The organism is Arthrobacter sp. SAFR-044 (genome assembly GCF_059414985.1).
The window spans coordinates 21,229-39,269 of record NZ_JBPFDN010000004.1; the positions used below are offsets into that span (position 1 = coordinate 21,229).

General features: G+C 66.9%; 16 protein-coding genes and 1 tRNA gene. 9 read left to right on the plus strand and 8 right to left on the minus strand.

Annotation, left to right across the window (positions count from 1 at the left end; all coding sequences use genetic code 11):
- The first annotated feature begins 70 nt into the window (after positions 1-70).
- Genes ACR65J_RS07455 through ACR65J_RS07465 form a run of 3 tightly spaced genes read left to right on the plus strand, consistent with a single transcriptional unit; the run spans position 71 to position 3,308 of the window.
- On the plus strand, positions 71-1,240 hold the full coding sequence (locus ACR65J_RS07455) for a Gfo/Idh/MocA family protein (protein WP_440167465.1): 1,170 nt from the start codon (positions 71-73) through the stop codon (positions 1,238-1,240).
- Positions 1,240-2,454, plus strand: a complete 1,215-nt coding sequence (locus ACR65J_RS07460) for a dihydrodipicolinate synthase family protein (protein WP_440167468.1) — start codon at positions 1,240-1,242, stop codon at positions 2,452-2,454. The genes ACR65J_RS07455 and ACR65J_RS07460 overlap by 1 nt, the downstream gene beginning before the upstream one ends.
- Positions 2,451-3,308, plus strand: coding sequence for a sugar phosphate isomerase/epimerase family protein (locus tag ACR65J_RS07465; RefSeq protein ID WP_440167469.1), 858 nt, complete (start codon positions 2,451-2,453; stop codon positions 3,306-3,308). The genes ACR65J_RS07460 and ACR65J_RS07465 overlap by 4 nt, the downstream gene beginning before the upstream one ends.
- 144 nt (positions 3,309-3,452) lie before the next feature.
- Here ACR65J_RS07465 and xylB read toward each other — a convergent pair whose 3' ends face one another.
- Both xylB and xylA read right to left on the minus strand, forming a co-directional pair.
- On the minus strand, positions 3,453-4,871 hold the full coding sequence (xylB, locus tag ACR65J_RS07470; protein ID WP_440167471.1) for a xylulokinase: 1,419 nt from the start codon (positions 4,869-4,871) through the stop codon (positions 3,453-3,455).
- 3 nt (positions 4,872-4,874) lie between these two features.
- Positions 4,875-6,062: a xylose isomerase gene (gene xylA / locus ACR65J_RS07475; protein WP_440167473.1), complete on the minus strand. Its 1,188-nt coding sequence runs from the start codon at positions 6,060-6,062 to the stop codon at positions 4,875-4,877.
- A 149-nt stretch (positions 6,063-6,211) separates the two neighbouring features.
- Here xylA and ACR65J_RS07480 point away from each other — a divergent pair, with 149 nt between their 5' ends.
- Complete coding sequence (locus tag ACR65J_RS07480) at positions 6,212-7,438, plus strand: ROK family protein (RefSeq protein WP_440167475.1); 1,227 nt, start codon at positions 6,212-6,214, stop codon at positions 7,436-7,438.
- Between the two features lie 50 nt (positions 7,439-7,488).
- On the opposite strand, the gene ACR65J_RS07485 is transcribed toward ACR65J_RS07480, so the two are convergent.
- Positions 7,489-7,561: transfer RNA gene (locus ACR65J_RS07485), tRNA-Arg, on the minus strand.
- 207 nt (positions 7,562-7,768) lie between these two features.
- Here ACR65J_RS07485 and ACR65J_RS07490 point away from each other — a divergent pair.
- The 3 genes from ACR65J_RS07490 (at position 7,769) to ettA (ending at position 10,830) form a co-directional block, all read left to right on the plus strand.
- Positions 7,769-8,323, plus strand: a complete 555-nt coding sequence (locus ACR65J_RS07490; RefSeq protein WP_440167477.1) for a single-stranded DNA-binding protein — start codon at positions 7,769-7,771, stop codon at positions 8,321-8,323.
- Between the two features lie 169 nt (positions 8,324-8,492).
- The gene (locus ACR65J_RS07495) at positions 8,493-9,086 is read left to right on the plus strand and encodes a DUF6993 domain-containing protein (protein WP_440167479.1); all 594 of its coding nucleotides are present in this window, start codon (positions 8,493-8,495) and stop codon (positions 9,084-9,086) included.
- A 61-nt stretch (positions 9,087-9,147) separates the two neighbouring features.
- Positions 9,148-10,830: an energy-dependent translational throttle protein EttA gene (gene ettA / locus ACR65J_RS07500; protein WP_440167480.1), complete on the plus strand. Its 1,683-nt coding sequence runs from the start codon at positions 9,148-9,150 to the stop codon at positions 10,828-10,830.
- Between the two features lie 124 nt (positions 10,831-10,954).
- Here ettA and ACR65J_RS07505 read toward each other — a convergent pair whose 3' ends face one another.
- Entirely contained in the window at positions 10,955-11,875 is a 921-nt protein-coding gene (locus ACR65J_RS07505) for an acyl-CoA thioesterase (protein ID WP_440167482.1), read from the minus strand.
- Positions 11,876-11,939: 64 nt separating this feature from the next.
- Here ACR65J_RS07505 and ACR65J_RS07510 point away from each other — a divergent pair, with 64 nt between their 5' ends.
- The gene (locus ACR65J_RS07510) at positions 11,940-12,599 is read left to right on the plus strand and encodes a DUF8185 domain-containing protein (protein ID WP_440167484.1); all 660 of its coding nucleotides are present in this window, start codon (positions 11,940-11,942) and stop codon (positions 12,597-12,599) included.
- A gap of 32 nt (positions 12,600-12,631) precedes the next feature.
- On the opposite strand, the gene ACR65J_RS07515 is transcribed toward ACR65J_RS07510, so the two are convergent.
- Both ACR65J_RS07515 and ACR65J_RS07520 read right to left on the minus strand, forming a co-directional pair.
- Positions 12,632-13,090 (minus strand): globin, encoded by a 459-nt coding sequence (locus ACR65J_RS07515; protein WP_440167485.1) that lies wholly within the window; start codon positions 13,088-13,090, stop codon positions 12,632-12,634.
- 1 nt (position 13,091) lies between these two features.
- Positions 13,092-13,775, minus strand: a complete 684-nt coding sequence (locus ACR65J_RS07520; protein ID WP_440167487.1) for a mechanosensitive ion channel family protein — start codon at positions 13,773-13,775, stop codon at positions 13,092-13,094.
- A 66-nt stretch (positions 13,776-13,841) separates the two neighbouring features.
- Here ACR65J_RS07520 and ACR65J_RS07525 point away from each other — a divergent pair, with 66 nt between their 5' ends.
- Positions 13,842-14,837 (plus strand): NAD-dependent epimerase/dehydratase family protein, encoded by a 996-nt coding sequence (locus ACR65J_RS07525; protein ID WP_440167489.1) that lies wholly within the window; start codon positions 13,842-13,844, stop codon positions 14,835-14,837.
- Here ACR65J_RS07525 and ACR65J_RS07530 read toward each other — a convergent pair.
- Together ACR65J_RS07530 and pepN are read right to left on the minus strand one after the other, a co-directional pair.
- A complete protein-coding gene (locus ACR65J_RS07530) occupies positions 14,834-15,307 on the minus strand; it encodes an OsmC family protein (RefSeq protein WP_440167491.1) in 474 nt (157 codons plus the stop codon). The genes ACR65J_RS07525 and ACR65J_RS07530 overlap by 4 nt on opposite strands.
- Entirely contained in the window at positions 15,304-17,877 is a 2,574-nt protein-coding gene (pepN, locus tag ACR65J_RS07535; RefSeq protein WP_440167492.1) for an aminopeptidase N, read from the minus strand. The genes ACR65J_RS07530 and pepN overlap by 4 nt, the downstream gene beginning before the upstream one ends.
- Positions 17,878-18,041: the final 164 nt, after the last annotated feature.

Consider the following 18,041-nt stretch of genomic DNA (forward strand, 5'->3'; position numbering starts at 1 on the left):
ATCATGGAAGCAGCGGGAACGCGCTTTCCCGAACCGCTTGACTACATTGCTCACTCACCGTGGAGGACACATGGGCTTCGAAACCAAAACCATCCGTATCGCCATGAACGGCATCACCGGCCGGATGGGCTACCGTCAGCACCTGCTGCGCTCCATCCTGCCCATCCGCGATGCCGGCGGCTTTACCTTGGCGGACAGTACCCGGGTCCAGGTTGAACCCATCCTGGTGGGCCGCAATGAGGCCAGGATCCGCGAGCTTGCCGAGAAGCACAAGGTCGCCGAATGGACCACCGACCTGGATGCCGTGATCAACGACCCCACTGTCGACGTCGTTTTTGACGCGTCCATGACCAGCCTCCGCGCCGCCACCCTCAAGAAGACCATGCTGGCAGGCAAGCACATCTTCACGGAGAAGCCCACCGCGGAAACGCTGGAAGAGGCCATCGAGCTGGCCCGCATCGGCAAGGAGGCCGGCGTTACTGCCGGTGTCGTGCACGACAAGCTCTACCTCCCGGGCCTGGTCAAGCTCCGCCGCCTGGTGGACGAGGGCTTCTTCGGCCGCATCCTCTCCATCCGTGGCGAGTTCGGTTACTGGGTGTTCGAAGGCGACATCCAGGCAGCACAGCGCCCGTCCTGGAACTACCGCAAGGAAGACGGCGGTGGAATGACCACGGACATGTTCTGCCACTGGAACTACGTCCTCGAAGGCATCATCGGCAAGGTCAAGAGCGTCAATGCCAAGACCGCCACCCACATCCCCGCCCGCTGGGACGAGGCAGGCAAGGAATACAAGGCCACTGCCGATGACGCCTCCTACGGCATCTTCGAACTCGAGACCCCGGGCGGCGACGACGTCGTCGGCCAGATCAATTCCTCCTGGGCAGTGCGCGTCTACCGTGACGAACTGGTGGAATTCCAGGTGGATGGCACGCACGGTTCAGCCGTGGCCGGCCTGAACAAGTGCGTCGCCCAGCAGCGCGCCCACACGCCCAAGCCGGTCTGGAACCCGGACCTGCCCGTCACCGAGTCCTTCCGCGACCAGTGGCAGGAAGTTCCCGCCAACGCTGAGCTGGACAACGGCTTCAAGCTCCAGTGGGAAGAGTTCCTCCGCGACGTGGTCGCTGGCCGCGAACACCGCTTCGGCCTGCTGTCCGCCGCCCGAGGGGTCCAGCTCGCCGAACTCGGCCTCCAGTCCAACGACGAACGCCGCACTATCGACATCCCGGAGATCACGCTCTAATGACTTCCCTTATCCTTCCCTCCTACGACGGCGGCACCAGGGAGTACCGGCTCCAGGGCGCCACGCCCTGGGCCCGCCCCACCGCGCCGCTCACCGCCCGGAGGGCCTACGCTGCAGCCCACGTCATCCCCGAGGTCCTCGCTGACAACACCCCGGGAGCCCCGGCCCGGCTCGACTGGGATGCCACCATGGCCTACCGCCACGAGCTCTGGTCCTACGGCCTGGGCGTCGCCGACGCGATGGACACCGCCCAGCGCGGCATGGGCCTGGACTGGGCCGCCACCCAGCAGCTGATCAAGCGCACCGGCGTGGAAGCTGCCTCGGTAGTCGCGGCCAACAACCCGGCCACCGCCGGCAAGTCGGTCCGTGACCTGGTTTCCTGCGGGGCCGGCACTGATCAACTGGACCTGGACGCCCTGCCCGCAGGCGAAGCCGGACTCAAGGCAGTCCTGGAGGCCTACCGCGAGCAGATCGCCGTGATCACCGAAGCCGGCCCCAAGGTTATCCTCATGGCGTCGCGCGCCCTGGCCAAGGTGGCCCGCGGACCCGAGGACTACCTCAAGGTCTACTCCACGCTGCTGCAGGAAGTTGACCAGCCGGTGATCCTGCACTGGCTGGGCACCATGTTCGACCCCGCGCTCGCCGGCTACTGGGGATCCGACGACGTTCCCGTTGCCACCGAAACGTTCCTGGGCCTGATCCGGGACAACGCGGACAAGGTGGACGGCGTCAAGGTCTCGCTGCTGGACGCCGCCCACGAGGTGGCCCTGCGCGCAGCACTCCCCAAAGGCGTCCGGCTCTACACCGGGGACGACTTCAACTACCCGGAGCTCATCGACGGCGACGGCAGCCACCACTCCGATGCGCTGTTGGGCATCTTCGCTGCGATCTACCCGGCCGCGTCGGTGGCCCTGCAGAACTACGACGCCGGCAACGCCGCCAGGGCGCGCGAAATCCTGGACTCCACCCGTGAACTGGGAAAGCACATCTTCAGCGCCCCCACCTTCTACTACAAGACCGGCATCGCCTTCATGTCCTGGCTCAACGGCAAGCAGCCCGGCTTCCAAATGGTGGGCGGGCTGCACTCCGGGCGCTCGGTCTGCCACCTGTCCAGGACCTTCGAACTCGCCGACCAGGCGGGTCTGCTGAGGGACCCGGCACTGGCTGCCTTCCGGATGTCCGACTACCTGCGGATCAACGGGGTGGGAGTATGACCACCGAATCAGGAACGTCCGCGTTCTCCCGCCTCTCCATCAACAGCGCCACCACCAAGAAGTGGACCCTCGCCGAAGTGGTTGAGGGCTGCGTCAAGGCCGGCATCCCGGCCATCGGGCCCTGGCGCGACCGCGTAGCGGAAGCCGGCCTGGACAAGGCGGCGCGCCTTATCAAGGACGCCGGACTGCGCGTCTCCTCCCTGTGCCGGGGCGGCTTCCTTACCGCAGCGGACGCTGAGGGGCAGGCCGCGGCCCTGGCGGACAACCGCGCCGCCATCCTCGAGGCCGTGGCCCTGGATACCCGGGAACTGTTCCTGGTGGTCGGCGGCCTGGCTCCGGGGGAGAGGGACGTGGTGGCAGCCCGGCAGCGTGTGGCCGACCGGCTCGCGGATCTCGTCCCCTTTGCCGAGGAGAACGGCGTCCGCCTGGTCCTGGAGCCGCTGCACCCGATGTACGCCGCGGACCGGGCGCTCATCTCCACCCTGGGCCAGGCCCTGGACCTCGCGGCGCCGTTCGAGTCCGCAACGGTGGGCGTCGCCTTCGACACCTTCCATGTCTGGTGGGATCCCGAACTGAAAGCACAGATCGAACGCGCCGGCCGGGAACACCGGATCGCCTCTTACCAGGTGTGCGACTTCAACATGCCCATCGCCGCAGACCCGCTGCTCTCCCGGGGATACATGGGCGACGGCGTGGTGGACTTCGCCACGATCGGCGCCTGGGTGCGCGACGCCGGGTACACCGGCGACATCGAGGTGGAAATTTTCAATCAGGAGATCTGGGACACGGACGGAAACACCGTCCTGGCCACGGTCAAGGAGCGGTACGCGGAGCTTGTCCTGCCGTACGCCTGACCTGATGCAAGACCGCAGGCTCCTGCCACGTTTTTCCAACACAGCTGGCAGGAGCCTGCGCCCCACATGAAGGGACCCGGACCATGGGTGGTATTCCCACCGTTGGTCCGGGTCCCTTCTCCTGGGCACCGTTTTGTTGCTGCCTTAGGCGTACAGCGAGGCGAACCTGCGGTACCGGGCCAGCACGCCGGCGTCGTCCGTTCCCAAAGGAAGGTCGACGGCGGCTGCCGCCCACGCAGGGAACCGTCCAGTGAGTGCCGCCGCAGCCTGGCGCGCGGCGCCGTCGGCAACGTACTCGCCCGGCTGGGGCACCGTGACTGCCGTTCCCAGCAGGCGTGCTGCCACATGCTGCACGGCTGCCGACTGGGCGCCGCCGCCCACCAGGAGGATTCGCCGGGCGGACACGCCCTGGGCCTGCAGGGCCGCCAAACCGTCGGCGAGGGAGCACACCACGCCTTCGACGGCGGCGCGCGCCAGGTTGGCGGGCGTGTAGTTGGCCCGCGTGATGCCGTGCAGAGAGCCGGTGGCATCGGGCAGGTTGGGCGTCCTCTCCCCATCGAAGTAGGGGACCAGCGTGAGGCCGTCCGCCCCGGCCCCGGCGGACAATGCCAGCTGGTTGAATTCCGGCAAATCCACCCCAAGCAGGGCCGCGGTGGTATCGAAAATGCGGGTGGCATTCAAGGTGCACACCAGTGGCAGGTAATGGCCGGCGGCGTCGGCGAATCCCGCCACCAGTCCCGAGGCATCGGCCGCAGGTTTATCGGAGACCGCAAAGACGGTACCCGAGGTGCCCAGTGACATCACCACGTCGCCCAGTTTGGCGCCTGCTCCCAGGGCGGCGGCGGCATTGTCTCCGGCGCCTGCGGCCAGCAGAGCACCCTCCGGCGTCTTTCCCGCCGCTTCCAGCGGTCCCAGGACCTTGGGAAGGACGGGCACGTGCCCAAGGGCCACGGCCAGGACGTCCGGAAGGTAGGTGCCCTCCGCCGTCGAGTAGTACCCGGTTCCTGACGCGTCCGAGCGGTCAGTTGCCAGGGCGGCCAAGCCCTCCGCTCCGCTTCCCGGTCCGAATCCGGCCAGCCGCCAGGTAAGCCAGTCGTGCGGCAGGCAGACGGCGGCCACCTTCGCTGCGTTGTCCGGTTCGTTCTCCGCCAGCCAACGCAGCTTGGTCAGTGTCAGGGACGCGACCGGGACGGTGCCGGTGGTGCGTGCCCAGTACTGCGCGCCGGCGGCGGGATCGCCGCCGCCGGCACTTGCGATGAGTTCTGCGGCTGCGCCGGCGCTGCGGGTGTCGTTCCACAGCAGCGCCGGCCGGATCACCGCGCCGTCACTGTCAAGGCAGACCATGCCGTGCTGCTGGCCACCGACGGAGACCGCGCTGACGTCATCGAGCCCGCCGGCGTCCGCCACGGCCTTCTGCAGGGCCGTCCACCAGTGGTCCGGGTGCACTTCCGTGCCGTCCGGATGGGTGGCCCGGCCTTGGCGGACGAGCGCTCCGGTGTCCGCGTCGCGGATGACCACCTTGCACGACTGGGTGGAGCTGTCGATGCCTGCGACGAGAGCCATGGCCTAGCGGGCGCCCAGGAGGTGCTCGATGGCGAGCTGGTTGAGGCGGACGAACGCGAAGGAGCGCTCCGCGGCCTTGTCGGCGTCGAAGTCCTCGAAGGCGGCCGCGTCCGCCAGCAGGTCGGCGGTGCTCTCGCCGGCGGCGAGGGTGGTTTCGCCGAGTTCGAAGACGCCTGAAGCCTTGAGGGCTTCCTGGACCTGGGGGTCGGCGCGGAAGGCCAGGGCGCGTTCCTTCAGCAGCAGGTACATGGCCATATTGGCCTTGGCGGATTCCCAGACGCCGTCGTAGCCGTCGGTGCGGGAGGGCTTGTAGTCGAAGTGGCGCGGGCCGTCATACTTGGGGCCGCCGCCCGGGAAGCCGTTCTCCAGGAGGTCGACCGTGAAGAAGGCGCTGGTGAGGTCGCCGTGGCCGAAGACCAGGTCCTGGTCGTACTTGATGCCGCGCTGGCCGTTGAGGTCGATGTGGAAGAGCTTGCCGGCCCACAGCGCCTGGGCGATGCCGTGGGTGAAGTTCAGGCCGGCCATCTGTTCGTGGCCGGTTTCCGGGTTCAGGCCCACGATGTCGCCGTGTTCCAGCTGGGCGATGAAGGCCAGGCCATGGCCGACCGTGGGCAGGAAGATGTCGCCGCGGGGCTCGTTGGGCTTGGGCTCCAGCGCGATGCGGAGGTTGTAACCCTTTTTCTTGATGTAGCCGGCGGCGGTGTCCACGCCTTCCTTCATGCGGTCCAGGGCGGCGGCCAGGTCCTTGGAGCCGTCGTATTCGCTGCCCTCGCGGCCGCCCCACATCACGAACGTTTCGGCGCCGAGCTCTGCGGCGAGGTCGATGTTCCGCAGGACCTTGGACAGGGCGAAGCGCCGGACCGAGCGGTCATTGGACGTGAAGCCGCCATCCTTGAACACCGGGTGGCTGAACAGGTTGGTGGTCACCATTGGCACCTTCAGCCCCGTTTCCGCCAGTGCCGCGCGGAAGTTCTTCAGGATCAGGTCACGCTCCGAAGCGTCGGCATCAAAGGGAACAAGGTCGTTGTCGTGGAAGGTGATGCCGTAGGCGCCGAGTTCTGCCAGGCGGTGGACTGCCTCGACCGGATCCAACGCGGAACGGGTGGCGACGCCGAAGGGATCGGCGCCGGTCCAGCCCACGGTCCAGAGGCCGAAAGTGAATTTGTCAGCGGGAGTGGGGGAGAGAGTCATGATGCGTCCTTGCGATCGGGTTGCGCCGCGGAATTGCGAAGCTTTAGTTTATTGCCTGAACTATATGAGCGGACGTAGGGTTGGGTCAATAGTCCAGCGCTGAGACCGCCGAAAATTTTGGCGGAAGCGCCTGACCGAGGAGCTATGTCATGGTGATGCCGGCGCCAGCAGCGGCAGGGCCCGGATCCGCGGCCCCCGGAAACGTGGGGGACGTGAGGCGCAGCAACCTTGCGCTGGTCCTGGGCGCTATTGCCGAGTTCCCGCAGGACACCCACCCCAGCCGTGCCCAAATTGCCGGCGCCACCGGACTGACCAAGGCATCAGTGTCCAGCCTGGTGCTGGACCTCCTCGATGCCGGGGTCATCCGCGAAATCGGGCTTAACCCCCAGGGTCGCGGCCGGCCGGGCGTGGGGCTGGAGCTCAGTCCCAGCCGTGCGGTCATGGGAATGGAGGTCAACGTCGACTACATCTCCGCCGCCGTGGTTGACCTTTCGGGGAAGGTGCTGCTGCGCGAGGTACAGGAGCGCGATAACCGGAACAGCCCGGACCGGCCGGTGCTTGCCGCGCTCGCAGGCCTGGCAGCCAGGGTGCGGAGCACGGCCGGGGAACAGGGTGTCGACGTCGTGGGCGGCGGGCTGGCGGTGCCCGGACTGGTGGACCCGGCCAGGGCGCGCGTGCTGACCGCTCCCAACCTGGGCTGGGCCAATGTGGACCTCGACCTTGACGCCCTGCTGCCCGAAACAGCGCTTGGGGTTGCCCTGTTCAATGAGGCCAATGCCGCAGCCCTGGCGGAACTGCGGCACCGGCCGGACCGGGCGTCAAACTTCCTTTTCGTCTCCGGTGAGGTGGGCGTGGGCGGCGGGATTGTCATCGGTTCCGAGTTGTTCACCGGCCCCGGGGGGCATGCCGGCGAAGTGGGGCACATTGTGGTGGACCCCGACGGCGGCCACTGCTCATGCGGTGGGACGGGTTGCCTGGAGACGGTAGCCGGCCAGGACGCCATATTCTCCGCTGCCGGACTGGCCCCGGACGGGGGCTCCCGCTCTGCCACGATGTCCGCGCTCCTGCAGGCACTGGAGGCCCGGGAACCTGGGGCGGTGTCGGCCGTCGAACGCGCAGGCTACTGCCTGGGCATAGCGCTCGCCTCAACGGCGCGGGTGGTTGATATCAATTCGGTGGTCCTCGGCGGCCACTTCGCGGTTCTCGAGCCCTGGCTGCGTGCCCCCTTGCTGGAGAGCCTTCGGAAATATGCGCCGGGAAAGTACGACTCCGGGCAAGTAACAGTATCCGCGGTGGGGGAATTTGGTGCCCTGCTGGGGGCCGCCGGCAGCGTGATCCGGTCCCTTGTGGAGGCCCCGCACCGGCTGCACGCATAGCTGGGGGCGCAAACGCCCCGGTCCGAAGACCGGGGCGTTTGCCACCAAGGTGCCCCAGGAGGGAATCGAACCCCCGACCGGCGGATTAGAAGGCCGCTGCTCTATCCCCTGAGCTACTGAGGCATCAGCGTCCGGCCTGCAAGCCGGCGCCTCAAAAAGTTTACATTGCCCGGGATGCCGGCAGCGTCAACCTGCCGCCACTGCTCCTCCACACGTGGCGACTTGGGGACCTTTGTCCACATACGAAAATCCCACCGCGCTGTCAGCTGTCACCGGGCGCGATGCTGGTCATGCCTGCTACAGGCGCCACCATCCAGACAGGACGTAGACATGAGCGAAACGATCATCACCATCCGGGGCTTCGTCGCCACGGAGATAACGAGTTCCACCACGCCAGGGGGAGTGGCGACAGCCTCCTTCCGGCTGGGTTCCACCGCCCGCCGTTTCGACCAGGCATCCAAGACCTGGGGTGATGGGCATACCAACTGGTTCACGGTCCAGGGCTACCGCAACCTTGCCGGAACCCTGGGCTGCAGCATCAGGAAGGGACAGCCGGTCATCGTGGTGGGCAAGCTGAAGATCCGTACGTGGGAAAAGGACGGTCGGGTTTACCACTCCACCATCATCGACGCCGATGCCGTGGGGCACGACCTCAGCTTTGGATCGGCCAACTTCATTCGTACCGCTTCCAGGCCTGCGCTCTCCCTCGTGGAGCAGCCGCCGTCCCCGGAGGATGCCCCCGTGCAGGACCCGGCCTTGGACGAACCCGAGGACCATGAGGACGGCCATCCCGACGACCACGGCCCTGCAGCCCTCGTCATCGAGGACAACGACGGCGAACTCGCTTCCCTTGACCTGGATACCGGGGAACTCGCCGAAGTCTAGGAAACACGAATCAGGTATCAACGTTCCCGTTCAGTCCCGGGCGGACGGATCGGTGGCACCCCCGGCCGCCTTCCGTCCGCCCGCCAACACGCGTTCCCCCACTGGTGCGGGCGGACGCGTAGGGCTGGCCCTACAGGCTGGGCCACCGGGCGCATGGCACAATGGCACCATGCGTCCCACCCCTTACCGCCGGCAGCTAAACCGGGCCGGTGCAGCGCTGACTTGTGTTGTCCTGGCCGCTCTCGCTTCGGGGTGTTCCGCCGGTCCCGCCGCGAACAACCAACGGGTTGAAGGCAGCGGCGATGGATCGTTGACGGCAACGGCAACGGAAACGGAAACGGCGGCAGCGCGCAGCACGCAGGAAGCGGCGGCCCAGGCCCCCGATCCGGCCCAAAGCAGTGCTGCCGGCCGGGAATCGCTGGCCACCACGTCAGCCCGTGCCAACTCGTCAGCCAGTGCCGCAGCAGACGCTGCCGCCACCGAAACCGTGAAGCGTACCGTCTCCGAAACCCTGGCCAAACTGGCAACAGGAACCCCCAAACCGGCCACGGCACAGGTCAGCGACGCCTTGGCGGGGGCCGGCATCGCGCCGGCAGTGCTTCAGGTCTCGCAGAGCAGGACGCCCACCGGGCTGGAGGCGGACGCTATCGAGGCTGCCGTGCTGCAGGGCAGGGACTGCGTCATCGGCCAGGTGCGCGAAGGCGCTGTGACTGTCACTGTCCTTCCGGTCCTGGCCAGCGGCAAGTGCTTCGTGGGCTCCTGATCCCGCTGACTTTCAGGCTGCAAATGTGAGATCTGCCCGCCAACCCACTAGATTTGAGACCATGGCGGAATTTATCTACACAATGACCAAGGCCCGTAAGGCCGTTGGCGAAAAGCTCATCCTTGATGACGTAAGCATGTCCTTCTTCCCGGGCGCCAAGATTGGTGTTGTGGGCCCGAACGGTGCCGGTAAGTCCACCATCCTCAAGATCATGGCCGGGCTGGACACGCCCTCCAACGGTGAAGCCAGGCTCAGCCCGGGCTACAGCGTGGGCATCCTGCTCCAGGAACCGCCCCTCAACGAGGAAAAGACAGTCCTGGGCAACGTCCAGGAAGGCGTGGGCGAGATCTACGGCAAGATCCAGCGCTTCAACGAGATCTCAGAGGAAATGGCCAGCCCCGATGCTGACTACGACACCCTCCTCGATGAAATGGGCAAGCTGCAGGAAGCCATCGACGCAGCCGATGCCTGGGACCTCGACTCCCAGCTGGAGCAGGCAATGGACGCCCTCCGCTGCCCGCCGGCCGATGCCGACGTCACCAACCTTTCCGGTGGTGAGCGCCGCCGCGTAGCCTTGTGCAAACTGCTCCTGCAGAAGCCGGACCTGCTGCTCCTCGACGAGCCCACCAACCACCTGGACGCCGAGAGTGTACTGTGGCTCGAGCAGCACCTCTCCAGCTACCCCGGTGCCGTCCTCGCCGTCACCCACGACCGGTACTTCCTGGACCACGTGGCCGAATGGATCGCTGAAGTGGACCGCGGCCACTTGTACCCGTACGAAGGCAACTACTCCACCTACCTGGAGAAGAAGCGCGCCCGCCTCGAGATCCAGGGCAAGAAGGATGCCAAGCAAGCCAAGCGCCTCGCTGAGGAACTCGAGTGGGTCCGCTCCAACGCCAAGGGCCGCCAGACCAAGTCAAAGGCCCGCCTGGCCCGCTACGAGGAAATGGCCGCGGAAGCGGACCGCACCCGCAAGCTTGACTTCGAGGAAATCCAGATCCCGCCGGGACCGCGCCTGGGTGGCCTGGTCCTGGAGGCCAAGAACCTCCAGAAGGGCTTCGATGACCGTGTCCTGATCGACGGGCTGTCCTTCAGCCTGCCGCGCAACGGCATCGTGGGCGTCATCGGTCCCAACGGTGTGGGCAAATCCACCCTCTTCAAGACCATCGTGGGCCTGGAGCCGCTCGACGGCGGCGAGCTGAAGATCGGTGATTCGGTCAAGATCTCCTACGCTGACCAGAGCCGCGGCGGCATCGACCCCAACAAGACCCTGTGGGAAGTCGTCTCCGACGGACTCGACTTCATCCAGGTGGGCAACGTCGAGATGCCCTCCCGCGCCTATGTCGCAGCTTTCGGTTTCAAGGGCCCGGACCAGCAGAAGAAGGCAGGCGTCCTCTCCGGCGGTGAGCGGAACCGGCTGAACCTGGCACTGACCCTCAAGCAGGGCGGAAACCTGCTGCTCCTCGACGAACCCACCAACGACCTCGACGTCGAAACCCTCAGCAGCCTGGAAAACGCGCTGCTCGAGTTCCCCGGCTGTGCCGTGGTGGTCTCGCACGACCGGTGGTTCCTGGACCGGGTGGCTACCCACATCCTGGCCTACGAAGGTGACGACGAGAACCCCTCCAAGTGGTACTGGTTCGAGGGGAACTTCGAGTCCTACGAGGAGAACAAGGTGGAGCGCCTGGGCCCCGACGCTGCCAAGCCGCACCGCGTCACCCACCGGCGCCTGACCCGCGACTAACAGCGCGGAAACCAGGTAAGGCCTGACACCACGCAGAAGGCCGGCACCCCGACAATGTCCGGGGTGCCGGCCTTCTGCGTGCCTGAGAGGTCAGCGTGCCTGCGAGGTTACGGTGACTGCGAAGCTAGGCGCCTGCGGCTTCGGTGGGTATGCGGACCATGCCCTCCTGCGCCACCGAGGCGACATGCTGGCCCTCGCGGTTGAAGATCTTGCCGGTTGCCAGGCCGCGCGCGCCATGGGCGCTGGGGGACTCCTGGACGTAGAGCAGCCATTCATCAACCCGCGCAGGCCGGTGCCACCACATCGCGTGGTCCAGGCTGGCAACATTCATGCCAGGGGTGATCCAGCTCAGGCCGTGCCGCCGAAGAATGGATTCGAGCAGCGTGTAGTCGCTGGCGTAGGCAAGGGCTGCGCGGTGCAGGTTGGCGTCGTCCGGCATCGGCCCGAATGTCTTCATCCAGACGGCGTTGCTGGCATCCCGCGGCCCGGCCGCTGACACATACAGCGCGGGGTTGACGTGCCGGATGTCGAAGGGCCGCTCGTACGCCCAGTGCCGTGCCACCGGATGGTCGAACTTTCCCAGCAGGTCCGCAGTGCTGGGCAGGGACTCAGGGTCCGGGATTCCGTCCGGCATGGCCGAGGAGTGCTCGATCCCTTCGTCTTCACCCTGGAAGGAGGCGATCATGGACAGGATCGGCACGCCGTCCTGATAGGCGTGGACGCGCCTGGCGGAGAACGACCGGCCGTCGCGCAGCCGCTGCACGCCGAAGGTAATGGGTTTGTTGGCATCGCCCGGCCGCAGGAAATAGCCGTGCATGGAGTGGACGAACCGTTCGGGATCCACCGTCCGGATCGATGCCACGAGTGACTGCGCCAGCACCTGCCCGCCGAACACCCGGTGGTGCGGCTGCCGCTGTGAGGGGCCAAGGAAAATGTCCTCATCAGTCCGGGCGCCCTTAAGCTCACCAAGGTCCAGCAGTTCAATCAGGGATGAGGTGGGATCGCCACTTGGCGGCGCCAGCAGTCCGGCTTCGGCTTCAGTCATGGTCCGACTCTAGACGGCGGCCCGCAAACCACTCAACCGGAGTGCAACCGGTAGTGTTCTAGATGTGACTGAACTTCTCACCTCGTCCTTCCGCTTCGCCGATCCACGTGATCTGGCCGACTTGAAGACCTTCGCCACCCGGGCCAAAGCCATTGACGACGGTGCCATCCGCCTGCAGGCCGCCGGCTCCGTGCTTGCCGCGTACGTGTGCGTCCTGCGGCCCCGGCTCCTTGGCGAAGCGACCCCCACCATCCTGGGCCTGCGCACGATGGCGCTGGCGGAGCCGTCCGGAACAGATGTCACCGTTGCGTTGTCGTCCGTCCTGGACCGGCTTGCGCGTGCAGGTGAAAGCGACGTCGAGCTGCCGGTTCCGCCCACCACTGTCACCGAGTCCTGGACCGGAGTAGGCGCTCCACGGGCCGGATGGGAGCTGCTGGGGTCCGTCAGCGATGCGCGCCTGCGGGCGGCAGCGGAGGCCGGCATCGCCGAGGTCGCAGGGATCGTGCCGGACAAACCGGGCGCGCTGATCGTAAACAACGCACGGGCCTCGGTGTGGGGACGGGAACTGGACGACGCCGGCCTGCCCGCCGGCGCGGCCTTCGCGGCCTTCGCGCTGGGGTTCCTGGGAGACGGCGACCAGAAGCTTTACCGGGCGGGCCGCTGGTTTCGGCTCACCGGACCCCGCGGCCACGTCCTGGCACGGACCGGCAGCGGCCTGCTCTAGGCCAGACCGCCAGGCGCCGGCCGGAAAAAGACTTAGGAGCCGGACGGGCTGTTCACCATGGACAGCGCGGCCCGCTCCATGTAGTCCCACAACGTTCCTTCGTATAGCGGCGGCAGTTCCAGGGCGTCCACGGCGGTGCGCATGTGGAACAGCCACCGGTCCTTTGCCTCCGGTGTGACCTTGAAGGGCATGTGCCGCATGCGCAGGCGCGGGTGGCCGCGCTCCTCGCCGTACGTCGTGGGCCCGCCCCAGTACTGCTCGAGGAACATCAGGAAACGGCGCTTCGCCGGGGCAAGGTCCTCCTCCGGATACATCGGCCGCAGCACGGGATCGGTGGCCACGCCGTCGTAAAAGACGTCAATGAGCTTCACGAAGGTGTCGTGGCCGCCCACGGCGTCGTAGAAGCTGTCCGTGTAGTCCGGCTTGCTGAAGGGGTCGTTCTGCATCAACTGGGGCCGCTGCCCGGGGCGCGGCTCGATGGGAAGCGACATGCTAGTCTCCGGCTTTCTGGTCAGTCTTCTTGGTCTCAACGTGCGCCGAGCCCTGGTCGGTTGTCCCGTCGTCGGACTCATGCAGTGGAACGTAGCGCCCCTGCGACCGGTTGCCCACCCGCAGGATCTCGCCGTTGCGCAGGTACCAGATGGCGCCGTCGTCCGAGCGGACGCGGGTGATGCGCAGTCCCATGGACTCCACCACGCCCACCACTTCGCTGGTTTCGATCACATCACCGATACCGTACTGGTCTTCAATGGTAATAAAGATCCCGGCCAGGAAGTCGCGGATCAGCTGCTGGGCGCCGAAGCCGATGGCCACACCAAGGATTCCCACGCTGGTAAGCAGCGGGGCAATGTTGATGTCCAGGTTCTGCAGCACGTACATGCCGGTGATGATCACCACCAGCACGCCCACCACGCTGTTGAGCAGTGAACCGATGGTTTCGGCACGCTGGACGCGGCGTTCGTGGTCAAGGGCGCGAAAGGCCGGAGCTGCCCACTTGAAGGTTGGCTTCTTAAAGAAATTGCTCCCCGACGCCACCCGCCTGGTGATGCGGGAAATGACGAACGTGGCCACGAGCCAGACGGCAACGCCGACGCCCAGGCTGATCACGATACCTGGGACGCTCACGCCACTGGGCTGGCTCGCGGCGTCGGGAAGGATGGACAACATGCTGACCATAGATGTGTGTAACTCCTTGGGATATTGCTCTGTTCTCTTTCAACCCTAGCGCCGTAGCGTGGAGCAATGCGCATCCTCATCCTCGGCGGAACGGCCTTTCTCTCACGGGAAATTGCCAGGCAGGCGGTTGCTGCCGGACACGACGTGACATGCCTGGCGCGGGGAGTGTCAGGTGAACCTCCGGCGGGCACCAGGTGGGCCAGGGCGGACCGGGCGGCAGGCCCTGCCGCTTACTCGGGCCTGGGCGGCACGTGGGACGCCGTGGTCGACGTTGCCCGGGACCCTGAACCTGCCCGGCACGCCCTTGCATCCCTGGCCGGCAGGGCCGGGCATTGGACCTTCGTTTCCAGCTGCTCAGCCTATGCGGACCACTCCACTCCCGGCGCGGCAGAGGACGCCGTCCTCCTGCCGGCGCTTGCCCCCGGAACACCCTCCACTGCGGAGAACTACGGCGAGTCCAAGGCAGCCATCGAGGAAGCCACCCTGGAGGCCATGAACGGCACCGCACACCTGTGCCGAGCCGGACTGGTCGGCGGCCCCGGCGACCCCACCGACCGCTACGGCTACTGGCCGGCCCGCTTTGCCCGCAACGCGGGGGCGGTGCTCGTCCCGGACATCGGCCCGCAGCCCACGCAGGTCATCGACGTCCGGGACCTGGCGGCCTGGATCCTGCGCGCAGCCGAACAGGGAACCACCGGCCCGCTGAACGCAACAGGTGATCCGGTGCCCTTTGCCGACCTCCTGGGTGCCTGCTGCGAGGCGTCCGCCGCCAACGCCACCACTACCACCGCCAATGAGGACTGGCTGGTGGAGCAGGGGGTCAACTACTGGTCCGGTCCCGATTCCCTTCCGCTCTGGCTCCCGCCCCATCACGAGGGCTTCATGGCGCGCAGCAATAAGGCAGCCAAGGCGGCGGGGATGGTGCTGCGGCCCTGGCAGGAAACCCTGGCCGACACCCTGGAAGATGAACGCGTCCGCGGGCTGGACCGGCCCCGGAAGGCCGGCCTGCAGCCCGCCACCGAGCAACGGCTCGTCAAGCTGCTCCAGGACGGGGCAGCTTAGGGAGCCACCGTCACGGGCTGGTGCTCCACCGGGAAGTTCACGCTCCGGGCAATGAAGCAGACCTGGTTGGCCTCATGGTGGAGCGAGGTCGCCAGTTCCGCTTGTCCGGCATCGGCCACCGTCACGTGCGGGTGCAGGGTGACCCGCTCGAACTGGCCGCTGCCGTCCCGGTTGAGCCGCATCTCTCCGGTGGCTTCATCCCGGTAGTCCGTGACCACCACGCCGTGCTTCACCGCCACGTGCAGGTAGGAGAGCATGTGGCACTGCGCCAGCGCAGCCAGGAGGAGCTGCTCCGGGTTGTAGCGTTCCCGGTCGCCATGGAACGTGGGGTCTGCCGAGCCTTTCAAAACCGGCAGTCCCGGAATAAGCACGTCATGGTCGCGGGAGTAGCTCCGGTAGGACGAGGTGCCATCACCCCGGTTGCCCGTCCACTGGACCGTCAGAGAGTACCGGTGTTCGCTGAGGCTCACGCCGGGCTCCCCTCCTGCCGGACATCGGCGGCACGGGCACGCAGGGCGCGGGCAACGCCGTCGCGGTTTTCCAGCATCATCCGCCGCAGCGCGGCACTTTCGGCCGGCAGCGACGCCAGGAAGCCGTCCGTCCTGTCGATGGTGGCCTGCGTGGTCAGCAGCGCAGGGTAGAGGCCGACGACGATCTGCTGGGCGAGTGCGTGGGTGCGGGTTGCCACGATGCCCGGCACCGCGGCGAAGTACTTTTCGGAGTACGGCTCCAGCAGCGAGCGGTCCAGCACCCGCATGAAGCCGGTCACCGCCGACCCCTGCAGCGCGTTGGACAGCTCTCCCTTGACCACGATCGATTCCCAGGCCGCGGCCTTCGCCTCAGGCGTGGGGATGGCAGCTTTGGCCAGGGCGGCTGCGTTCTGGCCGCTGGAGGTGTTGTCCCGCTGGAGCTCGGCGTCGATGCCGTCCTGCCCCATCCGGCCGCCGGCAACCAGTGACGCCACCAGCTCCCAGCGGAGGTCCTGGTCAACGGTGAGCCCGTCCAAAACCACCGATCCGTCCAGCAGCCCGGACACTCGGTCCAGCTGGGACGCGCTGCGGGCCAGGAGCGCGAAGCACTTGATGAACTGCAACTGGCCGTCGGAGCCGCCGGGGACGGCCGAAGCCAAATCCCACAACCGGTCCACGGCTGCAACCGTGGCGGCTTCACGGTGTTCCTCGGCCACATAGAAGTTAAGGGCGGTGGCCAGCTGCCGGAGCTGGACCAGGATCACGGACGAATCCGTCTCCGCAGCAACGTTGGCCAGGATCAGTTCCACGTACTTCCGTGCCGGGGTCTCGCCGTCGCGGGCAGCGTCCCAGGCGGAGTTCCAGACGAGGGTCCGTGGCAGGCTTGCGGCGAAATCCTTAAGGTGCGCGGTGGCGGTGGCCAGGGACGCGGGGTCCAGGCGCACCTTGGCGTAGGCCAGGTCGTCATCGTTGATGAGGATCAGGTCCGGCCGGGCCAGGCCGGCCAGCGCCGGCACTTCGGTGCGTTCGCCGTCGACGTCCAGCTCCTCGCGGTGCACCCGGATGAGCTTGCCGGCGTCGTCAAGGTTGTAGAACCCCACGGCAAGGCGGTGCGGCCGGAGCGTGGGCCACTCCGGAACAGCGGACTGCAGGATGGCGAAGGACCGCAGCGTCCCATCGGCGTCCACATTCAGCTCGGGCGCCAGCGTGTTCACGCCGGCGGTCTCCAGCCACTGCCGGCCCCAGCGGTCCAGGTCGCGGCCGCTGGCCTTCTCCAGCTCCACCAGCAGGTCCTGCAGCTCGGTGTTGTGCCAGGCGTGCTTGGCGAAGTACTCCCGGACGCCTGCCATGAACTGTTCGGGGCCAACCCAGGCCACCAGCTGCCGGAGCACCGAGGCGCCCTTGGCGTAGGTGATGCCGTCGAAGTTGACCTCAACGTCCTGCAGGTCGTTGATCTCGGCGAAGATGGGATGCGTAGTGGGCAGCTGGTCCTGGCGGTACGCCCAGGACTTCTCCACGGAGGCGAACGTGGTCCAGGCGCTCGTGAAGGACGTGGCTTCCACCGCCGCCAGGTGGGACATGTATTCGGCGAAGGACTCATTGAGCCACAGGTCGTTCCACCACCGCATGGTCACCAGGTCGCCGAACCACATGTGCGCCAGCTCATGCAGGACAGTGATGGCACGCCGCTCGATCTGGGCGCCGGTGACCTTGCTGCGGAACACGTAGCCTTCGAGGATGGTCACCGCCCCGGCGTTCTCCATGGCGCCGGCGTTGAACTCGGGAACGAACAGCTGGTCGTACTTCTCGAACGGGTAGGGGCAGCCGAACTGCGCCTCGAAGAACCCGAAACCCTGCCGCGTGAGCTCGAAGATGTTGTCCGCGTCCAGGTACTGCATCAGCGACTTCCGGGCGAAGACACCGAGGGGGATCACCCGGCCGTCCGAGCTGGAGACCTCGCTGCGGACAGACTGGTATGGACCTGCGATCAGGGCCGTGACGTAGGAGGACAGCCGGGGCGTGGGTGCGAACGTCCACACGGACCGGGAAGCACCGTCTTCGGCGGGCCCGGCCTCCACGGGAGCGGGCGTGGGGGAGTTGGAAATGACATCCCAGTGCGACGGCGCGGTGACGGTAAAGGCGAACGTCGCCTTCAGGTCCGGCTGCTCGAAGACGGTGAACATCCTGCGGGAATCGGGGACCTCGAACTGCGTGTACAGGTAGACCTCGTTGTCCACCGGGTCCACGAACCGGTGCAGTCCTTCCCCGGTGTTCATGTAGGGCATGTCGGCCACGATCGTCAGCTCGTTATGCTCTGCCAGGTCCGGCAGCTGGATGCGTACGCCATCGGACACCGTGGCGGGGTCAAGGACCCGTCCGTTGAGGGTCACGCTGTGCACCGTGCGGGTGACAGCGTCGATGAAGCTGGCGGATCCCGGCGCCGCCGTGAATTTCACGGTGGTGGTGCTGCCGAAGACCTCTCCGCCGCGGGTCAGGTCCAGGCTGACATCGTAGGACTCGACGGTGATCAGTTCGGCGCGCTCACGGGCTTCGGCGCGCGTCAGGTTCATGCCTGGCAAAAGAGGGCCTCCAGAGAAGTTGCGGCTGCCGGCCGGTGGTCCCGGTTCCGGCACTGTGTTGCATTCTTTCATCCCTGCAGGCCTTGGCAAGTTGCGCAGCTCACAGCCTGCTCCAAAGGGGCCTGGGGGTTGGCCGGACCGCCGCAGGGGTAGCG